Genomic DNA, 24,394 nt, shown 5'->3' on the forward strand with positions numbered 1-24,394 from the left:
CGCCTGATGTCGCACCGCAGGGGCATTTTGTCTTAGATAACTCGCTTGACGCTCAGGTACTCCGCAGGCATCAGCATTGTGACCCGCAAGGCTGCGGCAACAGCCACGGCGCTCAGGATGGCGAGAGCAAGGGCAAAATCACCTGGATGCTGACGGGCTTGCTGAGCATGCAGTAGCTCTTTCAAGAGGCAAATAGCTGGCTTTTCTGTCGGCGCGGCAGGTTTGCCATATCCCCCCAGGGGGGATAGCATGCGAGCGCAATTCATTGATGCACGAGACTCAAGGCATGAGCGATCACGAACACGGCCACCCGCACCAAAGCCATGGCGATATCGTCAAAAGGTTGAAGCGTGCGGAGGGGCATCTGCGCAGCATCGTCGGCATGATCGAAGACGGTCGAGCCTGCGTCGACATCGCTCAGCAGCTGCATGCCGTGGAAAAAGCCGTGTGTCAGGCCAAGCGCGTGCTGATCCAGGATCATATCGATCACTGCCTGGAACACACGGTCGAAGCACTCGCAACCGGCGAGCGCGCGTCACTCGAAGATTTCAAGCAAATCACCAAGTACCTCTAGGTCATTACCCCCATGTCGAGCTTCGCCGAACTGCTGCAACAGGGGGCCTCGCAGGCCTGGCTGTACTTCCCCAGCGCCATCCTGCTGGGCGCCTTGCACGGCCTGGAACCTGGGCATTCAAAAACCATGATGGCGGCGTTTATCGTGGCCATTCGCGGCACGGTGAAGCAGGCCGTTCTGCTGGGGCTTGCCGCAACGCTTTCGCACACCGCCGTGGTCTGGCTGGTGGCCATGGCCGGCATGTACCTGGGGCAAAACCTGAATGCCGAAACCACCGAGCCGTACTTCCAGCTCGCGTCTGCCGCCATCATTATCAGCATCGCCCTGTGGATGCTCTGGCGCACCTGGCGAGGCGAACAGATGTGGCGTTTCGAGGAGGGTGACGAGCATCAACATGAGCATCACAACCACGATGAAACCCACCGCATCGATACCGGGCACGGCCACATCGAGCTGTCGATCTTCGAGGCAGGCGTCCCTCCGCGCTGGCGGCTGAAGACCTTGACTGGCCATGCCTGGCCGGCTGCCGAAGTGAGCCTGCTGACGACCCGCGCCGATGGCCTGGCCCAGCAGTTTCGCTTCGTCGACCGCGGGGACTATCTGGAGTCAACGGACGAGATTGCCGAGCCCCACGAATTTACCGCGCGCCTGAGCCTGGGCCATACCGGTCACGCCCACGACTATGACCTGGAGTTCCGCGAGCACGGCCATGAGCATGCTCATGCCGAGTTGGAAGGCCTAGAGCTGTCGCTGGAAGGCTACCAGGATGCCCATGCGCTGGCGCATGCCAACGATATCCGCCAGCGTTTCAGCAACCGCAATGTCACCACCGGCCAGATCATCCTGTTCGGCCTGACGGGCGGACTGATTCCCTGCCCGGCCGCGATCACCGTGCTGTTGCTCTGCCTGCAAGTGCAGGAAGTTGCCCTGGGGGCTGTGCTGGTACTGTGCTTCAGCATTGGCTTGGCCATCACCCTGGTCAGCGTGGGCGCTGCCGCCGCTATCGGCGCACGTCAGGCCTCCAATCGCTGGCCCTGGCTAGGTGCCGTGGCGCGACGCGCACCCTACCTGTCCAGCTTGCTGATCATCGGCGTGGGGGTTTACGTCGGTTTCCACGGCTGGATCGGCCTGAACGCCTAGCCGATGTGGGAGTTATCCGGTTATTTCGGCCTGTTCCTCGCTGCCTTCGGCGCCGCCACGCTGCTGCCCATGCAATCGGAGGCGGTACTGGTCGGGTTGCTGCTGACCGACCGCTACGCGGCCTGGACACTGCTGGCGGTGGCCACCACGGGCAATGTGCTGGGTTCGGCACTGAACTGGCTGCTGGGCCGTTCCATCGAGCATTACCGGCACAAGCGCTGGTTCCCCGTCAGCGAAGGCAAGCTGGAACAAGCCCAGCAGGCCTATCACCGCTTCGGGCGCTGGTCGCTACTGCTCAGCTGGGTGCCGATCATTGGTGATCCGCTTACCGTGATCGCCGGCGTCATGCGTGAACCCTTCTGGAGTTTTCTGTTGATCGTGACGCTGGCCAAGGCTACTCGCTATCTGCTGCTGGCTGCGCTGACATTGGGGTGGCTTGGATGAGCCCACAGGCGCGCGACACCCACCTGGACCTGCTCAAGTGGCTGGCGATGCTGAGCATGCTGCTGGATCACCTGCGCTACGTCTGGCCTGAAAGCGAATGGCTGTTCATCGTCGGGCGCCTGGCCTTTCCACTGTTCTGCCTGGGAATTGCAGCCAACGTGGCGCGCTCGCAATCGGGGGTGCTGTACAGCGAAGACAACGCTCGCTACCTGGGCTGGATGGCGGCGTTTGCCGTGATCTCGGAGTTGCCCTATCGCCTGCTGTCCAGCGACAGCAGCACGCTCAACGTGATGCCCTCGCTGCTGCTGGGCCTGCTGATCGCCTGGGGCGCGCACCACCGCGGACGCGACGGCTTGGTGCTGGCTTTGACTGGCGTGACTGTCGCGGTGCTGATGCAGGAACGCCTGATGTACGGCGTTTTCGGCGCACTGCTGCCAGCAGCACTGCTCATGGCCATTCAGCGCCCCGGGCTTGCGTGGCTCTTGCCTGCCGCACTGTGCGTACTGGCCAACAGTCGCAACCGCTGGCTCGCGGAGTGGGGGTTGCAGCCCTACAGCTTGCTGATCGTGAGCACAGCGTTCCTCACCCCTCTGCTTGGGCTATGGCTGTTGCGTCGACCGGGCCGGCTCAAGATCTGGCCGGTCACGCGTTGGGGCTATTGGTTCTACCCTGGCCATCTGGCGGCACTGTACCTGATCCGCTCACTCGGCTAACGGCTGCCGCCACACATCGGTGGCGGTCAGCTGGGGCACAGAAAAATCTATCCCCTCTGGGCCGACGAACCTGGCCCAGACTGAATACAATTTGCCCCCGAATAACCTGGGCCATGAAAATGGCTGCCTCGCTCAAGGAACTCGCCGCCATGGCCTCCCCGGATAAACAGCAAAAACGTGCCCAGCGGGCCAAAGCCAAGGCCAAGCAGAACCGTTCGGGCAAAGCCAAAGCCAATGTCGTCCATCCACTACTGGCTAATCCATTCATCAACGAGCCGTTCGATGATGTGGCAATCGACCTGAGCACCTTCGACTTCAAGGACATCGAAGAGAACGGTTTCGACCCGGCCGACTTCGACGATCTGTTCGAGGCGATGAAGGTTGGTGAAGGCATCAGCCTGCTGGCGATGTGCCTGGTGTTCCTGCAATACCCGGTGCTGGAACTGGTGGTCGCCGAGGAAGCGGAAGACGCAGCCACCGACTTCATGATGGGTCTGCTGATCACCTATCGCGCGCTCTTCCACGATGAAGACGAAGACACGGCCGTGGCGTGGATCGGCGGCAATTCCTTCCAGCAGGCCTACAACGAAGCATCGCTGATCCTGCAGAAGAAGCACGCGCGCGGCACTCCAGATACTCGCGCCTAGCCGCGCGCCGAGCCGCCACTGCTGGCAGGCCTATTCGGCCAGCCGCCGACCTGCAGCGAGCAAAGCCCTAGGCAATAGCTGCGGCGTGAAGGCGACGCTGTTGCTCAACGCGACACGGCCGCATGGCCACTCCAAACGTCAGCCCCCGTTCGCACCGCAGTGGCCAACCGCCAGCGTTTGCTGACGCACAGACCTGTCAGCCTTTGGCGCGCAGATTGGTGACATACCGCGCCAGTCGGACTCGCCTTGCGAGCCTCTGCGCAATCGTCGCCATGCGGCAGTTCCATCAGCTACAGGAGTCACCATGCACAATCCAACCATCCCAGGAAATTCCGCCTCTAGTAGTCTCGACACCGGCATTGGCCCGATCGTCGCGGGCCCCATTGCACGAGGCGAGGCAAGCCCACCCACAGCCCATGCTGCACGCGATTTCCATAGTTTTCTGGCCGACATCGAGGAGCTGATCAAGGATGCCAACTCACTCACCGGCGATGACCAGGCCCAGGCCAAGTTCAAACTGAGTGCGCGGATCGCCACGGCCAAGGCCGCCGCCGAGGCTGGCGGTAACAGCCTTATGCAGCGCGCCCGGCAGACTGCCGCGGTAACCAATGGCTATGTGCGTGAGCAACCCTGGAAAGCCGTAGGCGCCGGGGCGGCGCTGGCGTTTCTGCTGGGTCGGGCCATCACCCGACGTGGCTGAAAGACCACCCATCAGTCGGTGTATTCGATCGCTGCAGACTTGCCCATTTCAGGCCTTCGCAGAGTCTGGCCCCCGGCAACAGTTGGTTAACCGGGGCCAAAGAATCGATCCATTTGATAAGCGCGATAGCGCACCGACTGGGCCTACGCCGAGTGTCATTTTTTCCTACCGGACACCCCGCAATCTTGCAGGACTCGCGACTTCAGCAGAGGTCACCCGGATTAGCCGCCGGCCCCACCGGCAAGGAGCATCGCTATGAGCAATGACAACCTGGATAAAACCATCGACGTCCTCAACGACCTGATCGAAACCAGCAAAGATGGCGAAGCTGGATTTCTCAGCTGCGCCGAGGATGTAAAGAGCCTGGAATTGAAAAGCCTGTTCAATGAGCGTGCGCGCGAATGTGCTGCAGCGGCCAAAGAGCTGCAAACCATGGTGCTCGGACTCGGCGGCGACCCGGAGGATGACACCAGCGTGTCAGGCGATCTTCACCGCCGTTGGGTCGACTTCAAGGCAATGGTCACCGGGCAGGACGAGAAGGCCGTACTCAATGAGTGCGAGCGCGGCGAGGACGTAGCCAAGAAGCGCTATTCGGAGGCCCTGGAAAACGAGTTGCCGCTCAATGTTCGCGAACTGGTCAAGCACCAGTATGCAAACGTGCTGCGCAATCATGATCAGGTCAAGGCACTGCGCAATAACGCCGGCATGCGCGGCTAGGTTGAGCGCGTTCGCCCCCTAAAACCTGCCTAACGGCATAATGCTGCTCGTTTAAGAAAAACGCCGCGACATCCATTCGGATCGCGGCGTTTTTCTTGGCGGCACATGCAGCGGCCATGCAACGGAATAATGACTTTCCGCCAACACGGACAGTCCCCTCTCCCACTTGTGGGTAAGGGAGCAACGCGCTTAAGTGAACCGCATTACGCCATTCACCGTGCTTTTTAGCCGAACGCGATCAGAAGCTCACATCGACCTTGGTCCACAAGGTGCGCCCCGGTTCCTTCAGCGCCTCGGGATCGCTGGCGGAGAAGCCGAATCCGGCGTTGCCCGCCAGGTTGACGTGCTCGCTGTAGTCCTTGTCGAACAGGTTGTCGACGCCGGCACTGAGCTTCACCTCCTCGCTCAGGCGATAGGCCCCGTTGAGCGAGAACACGGCGAAACCCGGGGTCTTCTGGTAGTCCTTGCCGACCACATTGCCCTGGTTGAGCGCCACGCGGTTCTGCGCCGCCACCACGCGCCACAAACCACCGGCGCTCCACTTTTCCTGCTCGTAGGTCAGGCCCAGGCGGGCTTCCAGTGGTGGCATCTGCGGCAGGGCATCGTCATCCGAACTGTTCTTTCCCCAGGCGTAGGCCAGGCTGGCATCGGTCTTCCAGTGGCTGTTCAGACGATACGCCGCGCCCAGTTCGCCGCCCATGATGCGTGCGTCGATATTGCTCGCCGTGGAGCGGGTATGCCCCGGCATCAGGCCCGGTCCATAGCTGAACAGGATGAAGTCGCGCACCTGACCGACATAGGCCGAGGCCCAGGCTTCGAGCTGCTCGTCCTGGTACTGCACGCCAAAATCCAGCTGGGTGGTCTTCTCCGGCTCCAGAAATTCGATTGGCTGGATGAAACCGCTCGGGCCGGGGCTGGCGGAGAAGAACTCCCAGTAGTCGGGCATACGCTGGGCATGGCCGAGGCCGGCATAAACGGTGGCCGGTACGCCGGACAGATCGTGCTCATAGCGCAGGAAACCGCTGGGCAGGGTTTCATTGCGTGTGTCATCGGCGGTCGGATTGGTGCGCAGGTTCATGTTCATCGCACTGCCCAGGGTCTGCCGGTAGTCGGTGACCGAGGCGCGGTCGAGGCGCGCCCCGCCGATCCAGCGCTGGCTGCCACTGAGGTTCCAGGTCAGCTCGCTGAACAGGCCGTAACTGTGGAACACCGCATCCTTGTCCCAGGCGTACTGGTCGTAGTCGGTGTAGACGCCTGGCTGGCCCATCATGCCCATGCTGTAGGTAGAGGCCCGCTTGCGATGCTCGTTGCGCTGGGCATCGACACCGGTCACCAGCTCATGGTCGGCCCAGGTCCAGGTACCGGCCAGGCGACCACCGATGGTGCGCCGGTCGACGTTGGAGGCCATGGGGTTGCGCATCATCACCATGGGGTCGGCCGGGTTGGGGCTGCGCAGGGTGAAGTTGTCCATCACGTGGTCGGCGTAGTTGTAGTAGAGCTGCCCTTCCAGGCCACTGAACACTTCGCCGATGTTGTTCTTCTCGACCCGCAGGTTGAGGCTCTCGCGCAGGAACTGGGTGCCATCCATGCCGCGCCCGGCATAGCGCGATTGGCCATCGCTACGACCGCCGGACAGCTCGACCAGGGTGTCCTCGTCCGGGGTCCAGCCGACCAGCAGGTCGCTGTTCCACTTGTCCCAGCGCGACGGCACGCTGTCGCCATCGCCATCCGCGTAGTCGTCGGCCTGGCTGCTGCCCGCCAGCAGGCGCAGGTAGCCCAGTGAGTTGCCAGCGGTGGCATCGATGCGCCGATCAAAGCGGCCGTTGGAACCGGCCAGCACACTGCCGTCGACACGCCCGCCCAGCTCGCTGAAACGCTCGGTGTCGCGCTCGAAGAGAATCGTCGCGGCCGAAGCCCCCGGCCCCCACAGCACGGTCTGCGGGCCCTTGATCACGGTCAGGCGGTCGTAGCTTTCCGGCGCGATGTAGGAGGTCGGTGCATCCATGCGATTGGGGCAGGCACCGAGCAGCACGCCACCGTTGCTGAGGATGTTCAGGCGCGAACCAAACATGCCGCGAAACAGCGGATCACCATTGGCGCCGCCGCTGCGGGTCACGGCAAAACCGGGGATGGTCTTCAGGTAGTCGGCGCCATCGGCGGCCGGCACCGGCTGGCGCGGCTCCTTGGGATTGGTCACCACGGTTAGCGGCGAGCTTTGCTGCACGGCGGTGATCACCGTGGCATCGAGCTCGGTGAGTTGCAGCGGCGCCTCTGCCGGCGTTTCGGCCGCCAGCAGCGGAGCCGCCAGGGCCAGGCCACTGCACAGGGCCAAAGCCTGCTGCCAGCGCAGGCGTGGCGGGTTGAGAGCGAACGAAGAACAGCAGCCGGCAGCAGCCGACGAGGAAGGACGGTCAGTCATGATGTTTCCTGAATGCAAAGACAGCAGGACGCCCCCATAGCGAGGGCGCAGATCGGCTGGAGTCAGGAAACGAGCGGTGGCGCGCGGTTAGGCGGCGCCACCAGGAACGGCGGGCTGAGCGCCAGCAGCTCGGCGAAGCGCGGGCGCTGCGGCGACGGCGCCACCGCGGGAGGCGGTGGACTGAAGGGGAAGGACTGCAGGCTGGCCAGGTGCGCGCCGCACTGCATGCAGGGCAGTTGCTGACTGGCGGAGCTGTCGTCGCCCTGCTCGCTCAGTTGCCACTGCACCCCTTGGGATGTGCACAGCAACATGAAGCCATCGGCACTCATCAGCGGCATGGCCCACAGCGGCATGCTCACGCGCAGCAGCATGCCCACCAGGGCAAAGGCGTAGAGCCAATCGCGGAAACTGCGGCTGAGTGGGTTCAAGGACGACATCCTGCAAGGTCGGCGCATTCTAGCGAGAAGACCGTACAGCGCAGGAGGACACAGCGTCGCACCCGGTGCTATGTGCGCTAACGGACAGACCCACACCCGCCGCGCCACGCAGACTCATCAGAGCAACGCCGTACCAGCCCTGCGCTGGCGTCTTCCCCCGCGTCGCCGCTGCCTGCGTCAGCCGCAAGCCGTCGTCGCGCCCTGCCAAGGACACCATGGACAGTCAATGGACCCGCACCCTGAGCCGCCTATGGCGCAAACCGCCGCCGCCATTCGAGTATGAACCGGTCCTGCGCGCTGAACTGTTCAGCGCCGAACAGATGGCCAGCCACGGTATCCACCTGGCCCAGCAACATCGCCTGAGCCCCGGCTCGGCCAGTGACTCGCTGCTGCAGCGCCTGGCCGACAACAGCGCCACCCTGGCCAGCAGTTGCGCCACCCTGAGCAGCGTGGCACCCGCCGTGCGCCGGGCCACGCCAGCGGCAGAGTGGCTGCTGGACAACTTCTACCTGATCGAAGAACAGATCCGCACCGCGCAGAAGCACTTGCCCAAGGGCTACAGCCGCGAACTGCCGCGCCTGGCCAACGGCCCCTCGGCCGGTTTGCCGCGGGTCTACGACATCGCCCTGGACACCATTTCCCATGGCGACGGGCGGGTCGACTGCGAGAGCCTGAGCCGCTTCGTCGAGGCCTACCAGAGCTGCGTGCCGCTGACCCTCGGCGAGCTGTGGGCGATCCCGATCATGTTGCGCCTGGCGCTGATCGAGAACCTGCGCCGCGTGGCCGCGCGCGTCATGGCCAACTGGAACGACCGCACCCTGGCCAACGAGTGGGCCGACCAGCTCACCGAAACCGCCGAGCGCGACGCCAAGAGCATCGTCCTCGCGGTGGCCGACATGGCCCGCTCCGCACCGCCGATGAGCAGTTCGTTCGTCGCCGAACTGGCGCGCCGCCTGCAGGGGCAGAACGCGGCGCTGATCCTGCCGCTGACCTGGATCGAACAGCTGCTCGGCGAGTCCGGGCAGAGCATCGAGCGCCTGGTGCAACTGGATGCCCAGCAGCAGGCCGCCGAACAGGTCTCCATCAGCAACAGCATCGCCAGCCTGCGCCTGCTCACGGCCAGCGACTGGCAGAGCTTCGTCGAGAGCCTCAGCCGCGTCGAACAGGTGCTGCGCGAGGACCCGGTACAGGTCTACGTGCAGATGGATTTCGCCACCCGCGACCACTACCGCCATGCCGTCGAGCGCGTGGCGCGCCACTGCCCGCACAGCGAGGAAGACGTGGCGCGCGCCGCGATTGCCTTGGCGGTTGGCGCGGCCGCAGGCGACGCCACGGCCGTCACTGCACATGTCGGCTACTACCTGATCGGCCTGGGCCGCGCCGAGCTGGAACGCGGCCTGGCTGCCCGCGTGCCGCCGGCCGATGCCTGGCAGCGCCTGCTGCGCCGCACCCCGCTGACGGTGTTCCTCGGCCCGGTGCTGCTGCTTACCCTGCTGTTCACCTGGCCGTTTCTCGCGCTGCTGCAACGCGGCGGCGCGCCAGGCTACCTGCTGGCATTGCTCGCCCTGCCTGCCCTGATCACAAGCAGCCGCTTGGCCATAGGCCTGGTCAACTGGCTGGTGACCCTGACCGTCGCCCCGGACATCCTGCCGCGCCTGGACTACAGCGACAGCATCCCGGCCCAGGCGCGCACCCTGGTGGTGGTGCCCAGCCTGATCGGCAGCAGCAGCGACATCGAGGAACTGGTCGAAGGCCTGGAAGTGCGCTTTCTCGCCAACCGCGACGGCAACCTGCATTTCGCCCTGCTCACCGACTTCCTCGACGCCGCCAGCGCCGAACTGCCGCAGGACACCGAGCAGCTGCAACTGGCCCGCCAGCTGGTCGAGGCGCTGAACCAGAAATACCCGAGCAGCGATGGCGAGCGCTTCTTCCTGCTGCACCGGCCGCGCCGCTGGAACCCCGCCGAGCAGCGCTGGATGGGCCATGAACGCAAGCGCGGCAAGATCGCCGAACTCAATGCGCTGCTGCGCGGCCGTGGCCAGGAGCGCTTCAGCCTGATCGTCGGCGCCATCGCGGCGCTGCCACCGGTGACCTATGTGATCACCCTGGACACCGACACCCAGTTGCCGCGCGATGTTGCCCGCCAGTTCATCGGCGCCATGGCCCACCCGCTCAACCGCGCGCAGTACGACCCCGTGCAACGGCGCATCAGCGCCGGCTACGCAATCCTTCAGCCGCGGGTCGGCATCAGCCTGCCGAGCAGCGCGCGCTCGGCCTACGCCCAGCTGTTTGGCAGCGACGCCGGGATTGATCCCTACACCCGCGCCGTGTCCGACGTGTACCAGGATCTGTTCCAGCACGGCTCGTTCATCGGCAAGGGCATCTACGCGGTGGATGCCTTCGAGTTCGCCCTCAGCGACTGTCTGCCGGACAACCGCATCCTCAGCCACGACCTGATCGAGGGCTGCTACGCGCGCTGCGGCCTGCTCAGCGATGTGCAGCTGTACGAGGAACACCCGGCGCGCTACAGCGCCGACGCCAAGCGCCGCCATCGCTGGATTCGCGGCGACTGGCAGTTGCTGCCCTGGCTGCTGCCGTGGACGCCGACCGCCTGTGGCGCGCGGGAACGCAACCGCCTCAGCGCCCTGGCGCGCTGGAAGATCTTCGACAACCTGCGCCGCAGCCTGGAGCCGCTGGCCTTCCTGACGATGTTGCTGTGGGGCTGGTTCGCGGTGGCCGAGCCGCTGCCCTGGACCCTGGCGGTGCTGGCCCTGGTGCTCACCCAGCCGCTGCTCGCCTCGCTCCAGGATCTGCTGCGCAAGGCACACGACATGCCCCTGCACCAGCACCTCAGCGCCACCCTGCGCAGCACCGGCCTGCACCTGGCCCGTGCCCTGCTGGCGTTGGTCTGGCTGCCCTACGAGGCGCTGTGCAGCCTCGACGCCATCGCCCGCACCCTGTGGCGCATGCTGGTCAGCAAGCGCCGCCTGCTGCAGTGGAACCCCTCGCGGGAAGTCGAGCGCAGCAGCCGCAACGAGCTGCCGGGGCTGTATCGGCAGATGGCCGTCGCACCGCTGCTGGCCGTGCTGGTCGGCGCGGGCCTGCTGCTGGCGCGACCGGAGGTGCTGGGTCTGGCCGGCCCCTTCCTACTGGCCTGGCTGGCCGCGCCGGGAATTGCCTGGTGGCTGAGCCGTGCGACCACCCAGCGTCCGTTCACCCCGACCGCCGAGGAGCTGCGCTTCCTGCGCGTGCTGGCGCGCCAGACCTGGGCATTCTTCGACGAGCATGTCGGCCCGGCGGACAACTGGCTGCCGCCGGACAATATCCAGCAAGCCCCCGACCTGGTGGTCGCCCATCGCACCTCGCCGACCAATATGGGCATGGCCCTGCTCTCGCACCTGGCGGCCCACGACTTCGGCTACCTCAGCAGCGGCCGCCTGCTGGAACGCCTCGACCAGTCGCTGACCAGCATGGCCCGTCTGCAGCGCCACCGCCGGCACTTCTTCAACTGGTACGACACGCAGAGCCTGCAGCCGCTGCCGCCGCACTACATCTCCACGGTGGACAGCGGCAACCTGGCCGGCCTGCTGCTGACCCTGCGTCCCGGCCTGCTGGCCCTGGCCGATGCGCCGCTGCTGCAGCCGCGCCAGTTCGACGGCCTGGCCGATAGCCTGGCCGCCCTGCGCGACGCCCTGGCCGCCGCCGCGTTGGAAACAGCGCCGCTGCAGGAATTGCAGAGCGAGCTGGATGCCGCCCTCGCCAAACCACCGGCCAGCGTCGACGCCGCCCTGCTGCGCCTGCACAGCCTCAGCCAGCAAGCAGACGCCCTGAGCGCCGCACTCAACCTGCCCGCGGGCAGCGACGCGCAGTTCTGGCTCAGTGCCCTGCAGGCGCACTGCCAGGATCTGCTGCACGAGCTGCTGGCCTGCCAGCTGCCGGCCAGCAGCAGCGCCGCGCCGATCAGTACCTGGCGCCAACTGGCCGAGCTGGATGCCAGCCAATGGCCGCTCGCCGCCCAGGCCCGGGTCAGCGCCGTGCGCAATGCCGCCGGCGCACGCCTGGCCCAGCTGGCGCGCCTGGCCGAGTTGGTCGAAGACCTGGCCGACATGGACTTCACCTTCCTCTACGACCCGCAGCGCAACCTCTTCGCCATCGGCTACAACGCCGACGAGCAGCGCCTGGACGAGGCCTGCTACGACCTGCTGGCCTCCGAGGCACGCCTGACCAACTTCGTGGTGATCGCCCAGGGCCAGTTGCCCCAGGAAGGCTGGTTCACCCTCGGTCGGCTGCTCACCAGCAATGCCGGGGTGCCGGTGCTGCTGTCCTGGTCCGGTTCGATGTTCGAATACCTGATGCCGCTGCTGGTGATGCCCAGCTATGCCGGCACCTTGCTGGAACAGACCTGCCGCGCCGCGGTGGCCCGGCAGATCGAATACGGCAACCAGCTCGGCCTGCCCTGGGGCGTGTCCGAGTCGGGCTACAACACCCAGGACGCCCAGGGCAATTACCAGTACCGCGCCTTCGGTGTGCCGGGCCTGGGGCTCAAGCGCGGCCTCGGCGAAGACAGCGTGGTGGCGCCCTATGCCACGGCCCTGGCGCTGATGCTGGTGCCCGACGCCGCCTGCAAGAACCTCCAGCGCCTGGCGGGCATGGGCCTGGCCGGACGCTTCGGCCTGCATGAGGCGATCGACTTCACCAGCAGCCGCCTGCCCCGTGGGCAGAGCGCGGCGGTCATCCGTTCGTTCATGGCCCACCACCAGGGCATGAGCCTGCTGGCGCTGACCGCCCTGCTGCTGGAGCGGCCGATGCAGCGGCGTTTCGAGTCGGACCCGCAGTTCCAGGCCACCGCCCTGCTGCTGCAGGAGCGCGTGCCGAAAAGCGCCGCGCAGTACCTGCACGCGGCCAATGCCTCGGTCGCCGACACGGCGGCACGGGTCAGCGAAACCAAGCTGCGCGTGTACAGCGACCCGGAGCGCAAACGCCCCGCCGTGCAGCTGCTGTCCAACGGCCGCTACCACGTCATGCTGAGCAGCGCCGGCGGCGGCTACAGCCGCTGCAACGAGCTGGCCGTGACCCGCTGGCAGGAGGACATCACCTGCGACAACTGGGGCCAGTTCTGCTACCTGCGCGATGTCGCCAGCGGCGCCTACTGGTCCAGCGCGCACCAGCCGACGCTGCAGCGCACCGAGAGCTACGAGGCGATCTTCACCGATGCCCGCGCCGAATTCCGCGTGCGCGAGCGCGGCTACGACTGCCACAGCGAGATCGTCGTCTCGCCGGAAGACGACATCGAGCTGCGCCGCCTGCACATCACCAACCGCGCCCGCGTGCGCCGCAGCATCGAGCTGACCAGTTACGCCGAAGTGGTGCTGGCCACGCCGATCAGCGACGCCCTGCACCCGGCCTTCAGCAACCTGTTCGTGCAGAGCGAGCTGCTGCCCGCGCTGCAGGCCATTATCTGCACCCGGCGGCCACGCGCCAGCGAGGAAAGCGTGCCCTGGATGTGCCACCTGTTGGCCGCTCATGGCGCGGATATCCAGGCGATTTCCTACGAGACCGAGCGCGTGCGTTTTCTCGGCCGCGGGCGCAGCGTGGCCAACCCGGCGGCGCTCGACCCGGCCTGTGAGGCACTCAGCGGCAGCTGCGGTTCGGTCCTCGACCCGATCGTGGCGATCCGCTGCCGCATCAGCCTGGAACCGGGGCAGACCGCTACTATCGACCTGGTTACCGGCCTCAGCCAGAGCCGCGAGGCCTGCCTGCAGCTGATCGACAAGTACCGCGACCGCCACCTGGCCGACCGCGTGTTCGACCTGGCCTGGACCCACAGCCAGGTGCTGCTGCGCCAGCTCAATGCGACGCCGGCCGACGCCCGCCTGTTCGAGCAGATGGCCGCGGCGATCCTCTACGTCAACGCCTCGCTGCGCGCCGAATCCGGCGTGCTCAGCGCCAACCGACGCAGCCAGTCGGGCCTGTGGGGCCAGGCGATTTCCGGCGACCTGCCGATCGTCCTGCTGCAGATCGCCGACCCCGGCAATATCGAGCTGGTGCGCCAGCTGGTGCAGGCCCACGCCTACTGGCGGCAGAAGGGCCTGGTGCTCGATCTGGTGATCTGGAACGAAGACCAGGCCGGCTACCGCCAGCACCTGCAGGACCTGATCCTGGCCATCGTCACCTCGAGCAGCGAAGCCCACCTGCTCGACCGTCCCGGCGGCATCTTCGTGCGCCCGGCGCAGCAGCTGTCCAGTGAAGACCGCCTGCTGATGCTAGCGGTGGCGCGCCTGGTGCTCAGCGACAGCCGTGGCGGCCTGGCCGAGCAGGTGCATCGGCGCCGCGCCGAGGCACCCTTGCCGCGCTTCGAGCCGCGCCTGCTGCGCTCGCCGCCGAGCAGCCTGCCGCCCATCGCAGCCGCGCCGGATCAGCCGCTCGGTGCGTTCAGCAGCGATGGCCGCGAATATGTGATCCGCCTGGCGCCGGGGCAGAGCACCCCGGCGCCCTGGGTCAATGTGCTGGCCAATCCGCAGTTCGGCACGGTGCTGTCGGAAAGCGGCGGCGCCTACACCTGGAGCGAAAATGCCCACGAGTTCCGCCTGACGCCCTGGCACAACGACCCGGTCGGCTATGCCAGCGACGAGGCGCTGTACCTGCGCGACGAGGAAAGCGGCCACTACTGGTCGCCAACCCCGCTGCCACGCCCCGGCAGCGGTGGCTACGTGACCCGCCACGGCTTCGGCTACAGCGTCTTCGAGCACGACGAGGACGGCATCCATAGCGAGCTGTGGGTGTACGTGGCGCTGGACGCGCCGATCAAGTTCTCCCGCCTCAAGGTGACCAATCATTCGGGCCGCGCGCGGCGGCTGTCGGCCACCGGCTATGTGGCCTGGGTGCTCGGCGACCTGCGGCAAAAAACCGCCATGCATGTGGTCAGCGAGGCCGACCCGCAGAGTGGCGCGCTGCTGGCCCGCAACGCCTACTCCATCGAGTTCCCCGGGCGGGTGGCGTTCTTCGATGTGGACGCGCCGGTGCGCAGCGTCACCGCCGACCGCAGCGAATTCATCGGCCGCAACGGCACCCTGCAGGCACCGGCGGCGCTGGCCCAGGTGCGCCTGTCGGGCCGCACCGGCAGTGGTCTCGACCCCTGCGCGGCGCTGCAAGTCGGTTTCGAGCTGGCAGCTGGCGACAGCCATGAAGTGATCTTCCGCCTCGGCGCGGAGCACAACGCTGCCGCCGCCAGCCGGTTGCTCCAGCGCCTGCGCGGCAGCAGCGCGGCGGCCGGCGCACTGGCCGCGGTGCAGGCCTACTGGCACACGACCCTCGGCGCGGTGCAGATCCGCACTCCGGAGCCGGACATCGACGTGCTGGTCAACGGCTGGCTGATGTACCAGGTGATCGCCTGTCGCTTCTGGGCCCGCAGCGGCTTCTACCAGTCCGGTGGCGCCTATGGTTTCCGTGACCAACTGCAGGACAGCATGGCCATGCTGCATGCCGACCCGGCGGCGGCGCGCCGCCATCTGCTGCTGTGCGCCGCGCACCAGTTCGTCGAGGGCGATGTGCAGCACTGGTGGCATCCGCCACTGGATCGCGGCGTGCGCACCGGCTGCTCGGACGACTACCTGTGGCTGCCGCTGGCCACCAGCCGCTATGTGCAGCTGACCGGCGACCGCAGCGTGCTGGACGAGTCGGTCGGCTACCTCGAAGGCCGCCCACGCAACCCCGGCGAAGAGTCCTATTACGACCTACCCAGTCGCTCGCCGCTGGTAGAAAGCCTCTACCAGCACTGCCGGCGCGCGCTCGACTACAGCCTGCCACGCGGCGCCCACGGCCTGCCGCTGATCGGCTCCGGCGACTGGAACGACGGCATGAACCGGGTCGGCGAGCAGGGCCACGGTGAAAGCGTGTGGCTGGGCTTCTTCAGCCATCAGGTGTTCAGCCAGTTTGCCGTGATCGCCCGCCAGCAGGGCGATGGCGACTTTTCCCGGCACTGCCTGCAACAGGCGGCCAGCCTGCGCAGCAACCTCGACCTGCACGGCTGGGACGGCGCCTGGTACCGCCGCGCCTACTTCGACGACGGCACGCCACTGGGCTCGGCGAGCAACGACGAATGCCGCATCGACGCCATCGCCCAGAGCTGGGCGGTGCTTTCCGGCGCCGCCAGCCACGAGCATCAGCTCAGTGCCATGGAAGCCCTCGAACAGCACCTGCTGCGCCGCGATGTCGGCCTGCTGCAACTGCTCGATCCACCCTTCGACACAGGCCTGCTCGACCCCGGCTACATCAAGGGCTATGTGCCGGGCGTGCGCGAGAACGGCGGGCAATACACCCACGCCGCCGTGTGGGCGAGCATGGCCTTCGCCGCGCTGGGCGACAGTCGACGGGCCTGGCAGATGCTGCGCATGCTCAACCCGGTCAGCCATGGCGACAGCGCGGCCGGCATCGCCCGCTACAAGGCCGAGCCCTATGTGCTGGCCGCCGATGTCTATGGCGTGGCCCCGCATGCCGGGCGCGGCGGCTGGAGCTGGTACACCGGCGCGGCGGGCTGGATGTACCGCCTGGTCGTCGAGTCGCTGCTCGGCGTGCAGCGCCACGGCAACAGCCTGCGCCTCCAGCCGGTGCTGCCCACCGACTGGCCGGGCTTCAGCCTCGACTATCAACTGGGCGGCAGCCGCTATCACATCGAGGTGCGCCAGACGGCCAGCGGGGTCAGCTCGGTGCACCTGGACGGCGTACGACTGGATGGCCACGACATCGCCCTGCTCGACGACGGCAACCCGCACCGGGTCGAGGTGCTGTACTGCGCCCAGCCGGCCGACACACCACTCGACCTGGTGCGCTAGCGCCTATGGGGCATAGCGCACCGACGGTGCACACGGCGTTCTGCCATGGTCGACACAGCATCAATCAGGAGAAACAAGATGAGCCGAGAACTCGCCGATGTGATCAAGGGCAAATGGCGGCAACTGGCCGGCCTCGCCCAGATCGTCTGGGATGACCTGATTCTGGACGAACTGATCAAGTCCGGGGGCGATGCGCAGAAACTCACAACCCTGGTGCAGCAACGCTACGACATGACCGAGCGCGAAGCCGAGAAGCAGGTGATCAGTTTCTTCGAGCGGCACCGCACCACTTAATGACAGACAGGAGGGCACAACCTTCCCTGGAGCCCCCATGTTCTTCCCCTACTTCGTCGTCGCCCGCTGTTCCGGCAACATCATTCGCATCATCCAGCGCAGCAGCCCGCCCAGCGACAGCGATACGGTGATGAATGTGCACGCCTCGACCATGAGCCTGCACCGTTATCAGAGCCTGTTCGACGCCGGCCACGACCTGATCAGCCTGAAATCCGTGCTGCAGTAAGCCTATTTCGTGCAGGCAATAAAAAACCCGGCACTCCTGGGGAGTGCCGGGTTTATCTGACGCGACATGCTTAGAACCTGTTGATGATCTCGCGAGCTAGAGCCAGCAGATCACAGGCAGGTTATTAGAACGGGATGTCGTCGTCGAAGCTGTCGTAGTCCGGAGCCGGCTGCTGCTGAGCGGCTGGCTGCGGCGCCGGGCGCTGCTGCGGGGCGGACTGCTGCGGAGCCGGACGCGACTGCTGCTGACGCGGGGCGTATTCACCGCCACCTTCGCTGTTGCCACCACGGCCGCCGAGCAGCTGCAGGGTGCCGTTCATGTCGACCACGATCTCGGTGGTGTAGCGCTTGACGCCGTCCTTCTCCCACTCGCGGGTTTGCAGACGACCTTCGATGTAGCACTGGCCGCCCTTGCGCAGGTACTCACCGGCGATCTCGGCGAGCTTGCCGAAGAACACGATGCGGTGCCATTCGGTGCGATCCTGCTGCTGACCGGTCTGCTTGTCCTTCCAGCTGTCGGTGGTGGCCAGGGTGATGTTGGTCACCGCGTTGCCATTGGGCAGATAACGGGTTTCCGGATCGCCGCCGACGTTACCGATCAGAATGACTTTGTTTACCCCACGGGCCATTTTCGTTCTCCTAAGCTGAATGCGTAACCGGCGCCTCTTCGAGCTCCCGCTCGAACAACGCACGATCCAATTGTTGGGTGTCCACTTTGATGTACAGGGCCGCTTCCTCGGCGACAACCACGGCGTCACTCACGCCGGGGATGGCCAGCAGGCGCCCCACCAGTCCGGTATCGGCCAGGGCCGCGGTACTCAGCGGCCGGCGCAGACTGGTCACGTAAGGCGGCTCGCGCATAGTAGCAGCTATAAAAACCCAGAAAAGAGCCAGCAGCGCACATCCGACGAACACTGCACCGAGACCGCCGATCTGGTACAGCCAGCCACCGAGGATGCCGCCCAGCGCCGCGCCGAGGAACTGACTGGTGGAGTACACGCCCATCGCCGTGCCCTTGCCGCCCGCCGGCGAGACCTTGCTGATCAGCGACGGCAGCGACGCCTCAAGCAGGTTGAAGGCGGTGAAGAACAGGATGATGCCCAGCACCAGCAGGCGCAGGCTGGTGCCGCACAGCCAGAAGAACAGCTCGCAGAGCAGCAGCACCAACACTGCGCCGGTCAGCACGCGCTTCATCTGGCGCTTCTTCTCGGCGTAGATGATGAACGGCACCATGCCGAAGAAGCCGATCAGCAGCGCACTGAGGTAGACCCACCAGTGCTCTTCCTTGGCCAGCCCGCCCTGCTCCACCAGCGCCAGCGGCAAGGCGATGAAGCTGGCCATGAGGATGGCGTGGAGGACGAAGATGCCCAGGTCCAGACGCAGCAGATCGGGGTTGCGCAGGGTCGGCCAAAGCGCCTGCTTGGCCACCCCGGACTCGCGGTGCTGCAGGGTGCTGGAAGCACGCGGGACCATCCCTGCGACGATCAGGATGCCGAGCAGGGCCATGCCGGCGGTGACCCAGAACAGCCCGGACAGGCCGTAGGCGCGGGTCAGCAGCGGGCCGGTGACCATGGCCACGGCGAACGACAGACCGATACTCATGCCGATCATGGCCATGGCCTTGGTGCGGTGTTGTTCGCGGGTGAGGTCGGAGAGCAGCGCCATCACCGCCGCAGAAATCGCCCCCGCGCCCTGCAGCACGCGGCCGGCAATCACCCCCCAGATGGAATCGGCGGTGGCGGCCAGGGCTGCGCCGGCAGCGAAGATCAGCAAGCCGACGTAGATCACCGGCAGACGGCCGATGCGATCGGAGAGGATGCCGAAGGGAATCTGCAGCAGCGCCTGGGTCAGGCCGTAGGCACCGATGGCCAGGCCGATCAGCAGCGGCGTGGCACCTTCCAGGTCCATGCCATAGGTGGCCAGCACCGGCAACACCATGAACATGCCCAGCATGCGGAAGGCGAATACCAGGGCCAGGCCGCTAGCCGCGCGAGTCTCGCCGGCGCTCATGCGCTCGCTGTGCGGATCGTGCATCGATAAACCCCATGAAAACGAGGCGGCGATTCTATCAGCCGCAAGCCGTGCGGCACAGGCGTGACGCTTTGCCGCTAGGTGCTACGGAGCCGTATACTTGGCGGTTTCCAGGCGCCAAACGAGGCTGCTGTTCGTGGATAAGATTCTGATTCGTGGGGCGCGTACCCATAACCTGAAAAACATCGACCTGACCCTGCCGCGCGACAAGCTGATCGTGATCACCGGCCTGTCCGGTTCCGGCAAGTCGTCGCTGGCCTTCGACACGCTCTACGCCGAGGGTCAGCGCCGCTACGTCGAATCGCTGTCGGCCTACGCCCGGCAGTTCCTGTCGATGATGGAAAAGCCCGACGTCGACACCATCGAAGGCCTGTCGCCGGCGATCTCCATCGAACAGAAATCCACTTCGCACAACCCGCGCTCCACCGTCGGCACCATCACCGAGATCTACGACTACCTGCGCCTGCTCTACGCCCGCGTCGGTATTCCGCGCTGCCCGGACCACGACCTGCCGCTGGAAGCACAGACCGTCAGCCAGATGGTCGACCAGGTGCTGGCCCTGCCGGAGGGCAGCAAGCTGATGCTGCTGGCCCCGGTGATCCGCGAGCGCAAGGGCGAGCACCTGTCGGTGTTCGAGGAATTGCGCGCCCAGGGCTTCGTCCGCGCGCGGGTCAACGGCAAGCTGTATGAACTGGACGAGCTGCCCAAGCTGGACAAGCAGAAGAAGCACTCCATCGATGTGGTGGTCGACCGCTTCAAGGTGCGCGAGGACCTGCAGCAGCGCCTGGCCGAATCCTTCGAGACCGCACTGAAGCTGGCTGACGGTCTGGCCCTGGTGGCACCGATGGATGAAGAGCCGGGCGAGGAAATCATCTTCTCCGCGCGCTTCGCCTGCCCGGTGTGCGGCCACTCGATCAGCGAGCTGGAACCCAAGCTGTTCTCCTTCAACAACCCGGCGGGCGCCTGCCCGACCTGCGATGGCCTGGGTGTTAAACAGTTCTTCGACACCCGTCGCCTGGTCAACAGCGAGTTGACCCTGGCCGAAGGCGCGATCCGCGGCTGGGACCGGCGTAACGTCTACTATTTCCAGATGCTCGGCTCGCTGGCCGCGCACTATGGCTTCAGCCTGGAAGTGCCGTTCGAGGAACTCAGCCAGGAAGACCGCCAGGCCATCCTGCATGGCAGCGGCAAGGACAACGTCGAGTTCCGCTACCTCAACGATCGTGGCGACATCGTCAAGCGCGCGCACCCCTTCGAAGGCATAGTGCCGAACCTGGAGCGCCGCTACCGCGAGACCGAATCGACCACCGTGCGCGAGGAGCTGGCCAAGTTCCTCAGCACCCAGGCCTGCCAGGACTGCCGCGGCACCCGCCTGCGCCGTGAGGCACGCCACGTATGGGTCGGCGAGCGCACCCTGCCCGCCGTCACTGGCCTGCCGATCGGCGATGCCGCCGACTACTTCGGTAGCCTGGCGCTGACCGGCCGGCGCGGCGAGATCGCCGACAAGATCCTCAAGGAAATCCGCGAGCGCCTGCAGTTCCTGGTCAACGTCGGCCTCGACTACCTGACCCTGGACCGCAGCGCCGACACCCTGTCCGGCGGCGAGGCCCAGCGCATCCGCCTGGCCAGCCAGATCGGCGCCGGCCTGGTCGGGGTGATGTACATCCTCGACGAGCCTTCCATCGGTCTGCACCAGCGCGACAACGAGCGCCTGCTCGGCACCCTGCGTCACCTGCGCGACATCGGCAACACGGTGATCGTGGTCGAGCACGACGAGGACGCCATCCGCATGGCCGACTACGTGGTGGATATCGGCCCGGGTGCCGGCGTGCATGGCGGGCGCATCGTGGCCGAAGGTACGGCGGCCGAAGTCATGGCCCACCCGGACTCGCTGACCGGCAAGTACCTGTCGGGACGGGTGAAGATCCGCTATCCGGCGCAGCGCACCCCGCGCAACAAGAAGCTGGCGCTGAAGATCAAGGGCGCGCGCGGCAACAACCTACGCAACGTCGACCTGGAAATCCCGCTCGGCCTGCTCACCTGCGTCACCGGGGTGTCCGGCTCGGGCAAGTCGACGCTGATCAACAACACCCTGTTCCCCCTGGCGGCCACCGCGCTGAATGGCGCCACCACCCTGGAAGCCGCCGCCCACGACAGCATCGACGGCCTGCAGCACCTGGACAAGGTGGTCGACATCGACCAGAGCCCGATCGGCCGCACGCCGCGCTCCAACCCGGCGACCTACACCGGCCTGTTCACGCCGATCCGCGAGCTGTTCGCCGGCGTGCCGGAATCGCGCTCGCGCGGTTATGGCGCCGGGCGCTTCTCCTTCAACGTCAAAGGCGGGCGCTGCGAAGCCTGCCAGGGCGACGGCCTGATCAAGGTGGAGATGCATTTTCTGCCGGACATCTACGTGCCGTGCGACGTGTGCAAGAGCAAGCGCTACAACCGCGAAACCCTGGAAATCAAGTACAAGGGCAAGAGCATCCACGAGGTGCTGGAGATGACCATCGAGGAAGCCCGCGAGTTCTTCGACGCGGTGCCGGCGCTGGCGCGCAAGCTGCAGACGCTGATGGATGTTGGCCTGTCCTACATCAAGCTCGGCCAGTCGGCGACCACCCTGTCCGGCGGCGAGGCGCAGCGGGTCAAGCTGAGCCGCGAGCTGTCCAAGCGCGACACCGGCAAGACCCTGTACATCCTCGACGAGCCGACCACCGGCCTGCACTTCGCCGATATTCAGCAACTGCTCGACGTACTGCACCGCCTGCGCGACCACGGCAACACCGTGGTGGTGATCGAGCACAACCTGGACGTGATCAAGACCGCCGACTGGCTGGTCGACCTCGGCCCCGAGGGCGGCTCCAAGGGCGGCATGGTCATCGCCACCGGCACCCCGGAAGAAGTCGCCGCGATGCCGCAGTCGCATACCGGGCACTTCCTCAAGCCGCTGCTGGAGCGTGATCGGGGCTAAACCGGCCGTGCAGCAAAAGGCCGGGCATTGCCCGGCCTTTTTTATGCGTGATATCCGCCGCTTAGCGCAGGTGCTCGCCAGAACGGCTGCCCGCGAATCACGCCTGCACATGCCTTTTCTGCATACACAAAAAACCGGGCACTAGGCCCGGTTCTTCGCAGACCGTTAGGTCTTACTCGGCGTCTACTGCTGCACCAGCGACCGGACGGTCAACCAGTTCAACATAAGCCATCGGAGCATTGTCGCCAGCGCGGAAACCGCACTTGAGGATACGCAGGTAACCGCCCTGACGGGTGGCGTAGCGCTTGCCCAGATCGTTGAACAGTTTGCCAACGATAGCTTTCGAACGAGTACGGTCGAAAGCCAGACGACGGTTAGCAACGCTGTCTTCTTTAGCCAGAGTGATCAGCGGCTCGGCAACGCGGCGCAGTTCTTTGGCTTTCGGCAGAGTAGTTTTGATCAGCTCGTGCTCGAACAGCGAAACCGCCATGTTCTGGAACATGGCCTTGCGGTGGGCGCTGGTGCGGCTGAGGTGACGGCCACTTTTACGATGACGCATGGTTCAATTCCTTACCAAACTTCAAGTTCGGTGATCGTGACGATCAGGCAGTCGCCTTATCGTCTTTTTTCAGGCTTGCCGGCGGCCAGTTGTCGAGACGCATGCCGAGGGACAGGCCACGGGAGGCCAGTACGTCCTTAATCTCGGTGAGCGACTTCTTGCCCAGGTTCGGAGTTTTCAACAGCTCTACTTCGGTACGCTGGATCAGGTCGCCGATGTAGTAAATGTTCTCCGCCTTGAGGCAGTTGGCCGAACGAACGGTCAGTTCAAGGTCGTCAACCGGACGCAGCAGGATCGGATCGATCTCGTCTTCCTGCTCAACCACGACCGGCTCGCTGTCACCTTTGAGGTCGACGAACGCGGCCAGCTGCTGTTGCAGGATGGTCGCAGCACGACGGATAGCCTCTTCCGGATCCAGAGTACCGTTGGTTTCCAGGTCAATGACCAGTTTATCCAGGTTGGTACGCTGCTCGACGCGGGCGTTTTCAACCACGTAAGCCACACGACGGACCGGGCTGAACGAGGAGTCCAGCTGCAGACGGCCGATGCTACGGCTTTCGTCTTCATCGCTCTGACGCGAATCAGCCGGCTCGTAGCCACGGCCACGACGCACGGTGAGACGCATGTTCAGAGCACCGTTGTCCGCCAGGTTGGCGATAACGTGATCGCCGTTGACGATCTCGACATCGTGATCCAGCTGAATATCGGCAGCAGTGACCACACCCGAGCCCTTTTTGGCCAGAGTCAGGGTGACTTCGTCACGACCGTGCAGCTTGATAGCCAAACCTTTCAGGTTCAGGAGGATCTCAATGACATCTTCCTGAACACCTTCGATGGCGCTGTACTCGTGGAGTACACCGTCAATCTCGGCCTCGACTACTGCACAGCCAGGCATGGAGGACAACAGGATGCGACGCAGCGCGTTGCCCAGGGTGTGGCCAAAGCCACGCTCGAGAGGCTCGAGAGTGATCTTGGCGCGGGTCGAACTGACCACCTGAACGTCGATATGACGGGGGGTCAGGAACTCATTTACCGAAATCTGCATGGATGCACCTATTTTCTAGCCCTTACTTGGAGTAGAGCTCGACAATCAGGCTTTCGTTGATGTCGGCGGACAGATCACTGCGAGCCGGAACGCTTTTGAACACGCCCGATTTCTTCTCAGTGTCTACGTCTACCCACTCAACGCGACCGCGCTGGGCGCAAAGCTCGAGAGCTTGCACGATGCGCAGCTGGTTCTTCGCCTTTTCGCGAACTGCCACGACGTCACCAGCTTTAACCTGGTAGGACGGGACGTTCACGGTCGAACCGTTCACGGTGATCGCTTTGTGCGATACCAGCTGACGGGATTCGGCACGGGTAGCACCAAAGCCCATACGGTAAATCACGTTATCCAGACGGCACTCCAGCAGTTGCAGGAGGTTTTCGCCGGTAGCGCCTTTACGGCTGGCAGCCAGTTTGTAGTAGCTGCTGAACTGACGCTCGAGCACACCGTAGATACGGCGAACTTTCTGCTTCTCACGCAGCTGGGTACCGTAGTCGGACTGACGACCACGGCGAGCGCCGTGCTGGCCAGGAGCCGATTCGATGTTGCATTTCGATTCAAGCGCGCGCACACCACTCTTCAGGAAGAGATCAGTGCCTTCACGACGAGACAGTTTGCATTTGGGACCAATGTAACGAGCCATTCTT

Annotated in this window: 18 protein-coding genes; 11 read left to right on the top strand and 7 right to left on the bottom strand. The window is 65.3% G+C overall.

The genetic code is table 11. The features are described 5' to 3' along the window. The first annotated feature begins 286 nt into the window (after nucleotides 1-286). From mreA to H3H45_RS14870, 7 genes are all read left to right on the top strand, one after another. Nucleotides 287-574 (top strand): metal-sensing transcriptional repressor MreA, encoded by a 288-nt coding sequence (gene mreA / locus H3H45_RS14840; RefSeq protein ID WP_152480794.1) that lies wholly within the window; start codon nucleotides 287-289, stop codon nucleotides 572-574. A gap of 12 nt (nucleotides 575-586) precedes the next feature. After that, a complete protein-coding gene (locus tag H3H45_RS14845; protein WP_182834507.1) occupies nucleotides 587-1,714 on the top strand; it encodes a nickel/cobalt efflux transporter in 1,128 nt (375 codons plus the stop codon). Nucleotides 1,715-1,717: 3 nt separating this feature from the next. After that, nucleotides 1,718-2,158 carry a YqaA family protein gene (locus H3H45_RS14850; RefSeq protein ID WP_182834508.1) on the top strand — a complete coding sequence of 147 codons (441 nt, stop codon included), beginning with the start codon at nucleotides 1,718-1,720 and terminating at the stop codon, nucleotides 2,156-2,158. After that, nucleotides 2,155-2,871, top strand: coding sequence for a TraX family protein (locus H3H45_RS14855; protein ID WP_182834509.1), 717 nt, complete (start codon nucleotides 2,155-2,157; stop codon nucleotides 2,869-2,871). The genes H3H45_RS14850 and H3H45_RS14855 overlap by 4 nt, the downstream gene beginning before the upstream one ends. 149 nt (nucleotides 2,872-3,020) lie before the next feature. Then, a complete protein-coding gene (locus H3H45_RS14860) occupies nucleotides 3,021-3,518 on the top strand; it encodes a hypothetical protein (protein WP_182834562.1) in 498 nt (165 codons plus the stop codon). Between the two features lie 304 nt (nucleotides 3,519-3,822). Continuing rightward, on the top strand, nucleotides 3,823-4,218 hold the full coding sequence (locus H3H45_RS14865) for a DUF883 family protein (protein ID WP_182834510.1): 396 nt from the start codon (nucleotides 3,823-3,825) through the stop codon (nucleotides 4,216-4,218). 255 nt (nucleotides 4,219-4,473) lie between these two features. Then, nucleotides 4,474-4,935: a PA2169 family four-helix-bundle protein gene (locus H3H45_RS14870; RefSeq protein ID WP_182834511.1), complete on the top strand. Its 462-nt coding sequence runs from the start codon at nucleotides 4,474-4,476 to the stop codon at nucleotides 4,933-4,935. A 238-nt stretch (nucleotides 4,936-5,173) separates the two neighbouring features. On the opposite strand, the gene H3H45_RS14875 is transcribed toward H3H45_RS14870, so the two are convergent. Together H3H45_RS14875 and H3H45_RS14880 are read right to left on the bottom strand one after the other, a co-directional pair. Then, nucleotides 5,174-7,354 (bottom strand): TonB-dependent copper receptor, encoded by a 2,181-nt coding sequence (locus H3H45_RS14875; RefSeq protein ID WP_182834512.1) that lies wholly within the window; start codon nucleotides 7,352-7,354, stop codon nucleotides 5,174-5,176. A 62-nt stretch (nucleotides 7,355-7,416) separates the two neighbouring features. Then, complete coding sequence (locus tag H3H45_RS14880; RefSeq protein WP_182834513.1) at nucleotides 7,417-7,782, bottom strand: hypothetical protein; 366 nt, start codon at nucleotides 7,780-7,782, stop codon at nucleotides 7,417-7,419. Nucleotides 7,783-8,006: 224 nt separating this feature from the next. Between H3H45_RS14880 and H3H45_RS14885 the strand changes: the two genes are divergently transcribed. The 3 genes from H3H45_RS14885 (at nucleotide 8,007) to H3H45_RS14895 (ending at nucleotide 17,142) form a co-directional block, all read left to right on the top strand. Further along, nucleotides 8,007-16,622, top strand: coding sequence for a GH36-type glycosyl hydrolase domain-containing protein (locus H3H45_RS14885; RefSeq protein WP_182834514.1), 8,616 nt, complete (start codon nucleotides 8,007-8,009; stop codon nucleotides 16,620-16,622). Between the two features lie 78 nt (nucleotides 16,623-16,700). Then, nucleotides 16,701-16,916, top strand: a complete 216-nt coding sequence (locus H3H45_RS14890) for a CsbD family protein (protein ID WP_182834515.1) — start codon at nucleotides 16,701-16,703, stop codon at nucleotides 16,914-16,916. Between the two features lie 37 nt (nucleotides 16,917-16,953). Continuing rightward, nucleotides 16,954-17,142 carry a hypothetical protein gene (locus H3H45_RS14895; protein WP_182834516.1) on the top strand — a complete coding sequence of 63 codons (189 nt, stop codon included), beginning with the start codon at nucleotides 16,954-16,956 and terminating at the stop codon, nucleotides 17,140-17,142. A 124-nt stretch (nucleotides 17,143-17,266) separates the two neighbouring features. On the opposite strand, the gene H3H45_RS14900 is transcribed toward H3H45_RS14895, so the two are convergent. Both H3H45_RS14900 and H3H45_RS14905 read right to left on the bottom strand, forming a co-directional pair. Continuing rightward, nucleotides 17,267-17,770 (bottom strand): single-stranded DNA-binding protein, encoded by a 504-nt coding sequence (locus tag H3H45_RS14900; protein ID WP_173203066.1) that lies wholly within the window; start codon nucleotides 17,768-17,770, stop codon nucleotides 17,267-17,269. A 10-nt stretch (nucleotides 17,771-17,780) separates the two neighbouring features. Further along, the gene (locus H3H45_RS14905) at nucleotides 17,781-19,175 is read right to left on the bottom strand and encodes an MFS transporter (RefSeq protein ID WP_182834517.1); all 1,395 of its coding nucleotides are present in this window, start codon (nucleotides 19,173-19,175) and stop codon (nucleotides 17,781-17,783) included. 133 nt (nucleotides 19,176-19,308) lie between these two features. Here H3H45_RS14905 and uvrA point away from each other — a divergent pair, with 133 nt between their 5' ends. Beyond that, nucleotides 19,309-22,143 carry an excinuclease ABC subunit UvrA gene (gene uvrA / locus H3H45_RS14910; RefSeq protein ID WP_182834518.1) on the top strand — a complete coding sequence of 945 codons (2,835 nt, stop codon included), beginning with the start codon at nucleotides 19,309-19,311 and terminating at the stop codon, nucleotides 22,141-22,143. 172 nt (nucleotides 22,144-22,315) lie between these two features. Here the strand turns inward: uvrA and rplQ are convergent, their stop codons facing one another. The 3 genes from rplQ to rpsD are packed head-to-tail and all read right to left on the bottom strand — an operon-like array spanning nucleotide 22,316 to nucleotide 24,390. Beyond that, on the bottom strand, nucleotides 22,316-22,702 hold the full coding sequence (gene rplQ / locus H3H45_RS14915) for a 50S ribosomal protein L17 (protein WP_160347644.1): 387 nt from the start codon (nucleotides 22,700-22,702) through the stop codon (nucleotides 22,316-22,318). A gap of 43 nt (nucleotides 22,703-22,745) precedes the next feature. Further along, nucleotides 22,746-23,747, bottom strand: coding sequence for a DNA-directed RNA polymerase subunit alpha (locus H3H45_RS14920; protein ID WP_173203060.1), 1,002 nt, complete (start codon nucleotides 23,745-23,747; stop codon nucleotides 22,746-22,748). 22 nt (nucleotides 23,748-23,769) lie between these two features. Then, on the bottom strand, nucleotides 23,770-24,390 hold the full coding sequence (rpsD, locus tag H3H45_RS14925; RefSeq protein ID WP_173203058.1) for a 30S ribosomal protein S4: 621 nt from the start codon (nucleotides 24,388-24,390) through the stop codon (nucleotides 23,770-23,772). Between the last annotated feature and the right edge of the window lie 4 nt (nucleotides 24,391-24,394).

Source organism: Aquipseudomonas guryensis, assembly GCF_014164785.1.
In the GTDB taxonomy this organism is placed as follows: Bacteria; Pseudomonadota; Gammaproteobacteria; order Pseudomonadales; family Pseudomonadaceae; genus Aquipseudomonas; species Aquipseudomonas guryensis.

What these genes read in the sequence shown, in the direction of transcription:
- H3H45_RS14845 (WP_182834507.1), top strand. Translation starts at nt 587, where the DNA reads ATGTCGAGCTTCGCCGAACTGCTGCAACAGGGGGCCTCGCAGGCCTGG.
- H3H45_RS14850 (WP_182834508.1), top strand. Translation starts at nt 1,718, where the DNA reads ATGTGGGAGTTATCCGGTTATTTCGGCCTGTTCCTCGCTGCCTTCGGC.
- H3H45_RS14860 (WP_182834562.1), top strand. Translation starts at nt 3,021, where the DNA reads ATGGCCTCCCCGGATAAACAGCAAAAACGTGCCCAGCGGGCCAAAGCC.
- H3H45_RS14890 (WP_182834515.1), top strand. Translation starts at nt 16,701, where the DNA reads ATGAGCCGAGAACTCGCCGATGTGATCAAGGGCAAATGGCGGCAACTG.
- rpsD (WP_173203058.1), bottom strand. Translation starts at nt 24,390, where the DNA reads ATGGCTCGTTACATTGGTCCCAAATGCAAACTGTCTCGTCGTGAAGGC.
- H3H45_RS14865 (WP_182834510.1), top strand. Translation starts at nt 3,823, where the DNA reads ATGCACAATCCAACCATCCCAGGAAATTCCGCCTCTAGTAGTCTCGAC.
- H3H45_RS14885 (WP_182834514.1), top strand. Translation starts at nt 8,007, where the DNA reads ATGGACAGTCAATGGACCCGCACCCTGAGCCGCCTATGGCGCAAACCG.
- mreA (WP_152480794.1), top strand. Translation starts at nt 287, where the DNA reads ATGAGCGATCACGAACACGGCCACCCGCACCAAAGCCATGGCGATATC.
- H3H45_RS14900 (WP_173203066.1), bottom strand. Translation starts at nt 17,770, where the DNA reads ATGGCCCGTGGGGTAAACAAAGTCATTCTGATCGGTAACGTCGGCGGC.
- H3H45_RS14920 (WP_173203060.1), bottom strand. Translation starts at nt 23,747, where the DNA reads ATGCAGATTTCGGTAAATGAGTTCCTGACCCCCCGTCATATCGACGTT.
- H3H45_RS14870 (WP_182834511.1), top strand. Translation starts at nt 4,474, where the DNA reads ATGAGCAATGACAACCTGGATAAAACCATCGACGTCCTCAACGACCTG.
- H3H45_RS14895 (WP_182834516.1), top strand. Translation starts at nt 16,954, where the DNA reads ATGTTCTTCCCCTACTTCGTCGTCGCCCGCTGTTCCGGCAACATCATT.
- H3H45_RS14875 (WP_182834512.1), bottom strand. Translation starts at nt 7,354, where the DNA reads ATGACTGACCGTCCTTCCTCGTCGGCTGCTGCCGGCTGCTGTTCTTCG.
- H3H45_RS14905 (WP_182834517.1), bottom strand. Translation starts at nt 19,175, where the DNA reads ATGCACGATCCGCACAGCGAGCGCATGAGCGCCGGCGAGACTCGCGCG.
- H3H45_RS14855 (WP_182834509.1), top strand. Translation starts at nt 2,155, where the DNA reads ATGAGCCCACAGGCGCGCGACACCCACCTGGACCTGCTCAAGTGGCTG.
- rplQ (WP_160347644.1), bottom strand. Translation starts at nt 22,702, where the DNA reads ATGCGTCATCGTAAAAGTGGCCGTCACCTCAGCCGCACCAGCGCCCAC.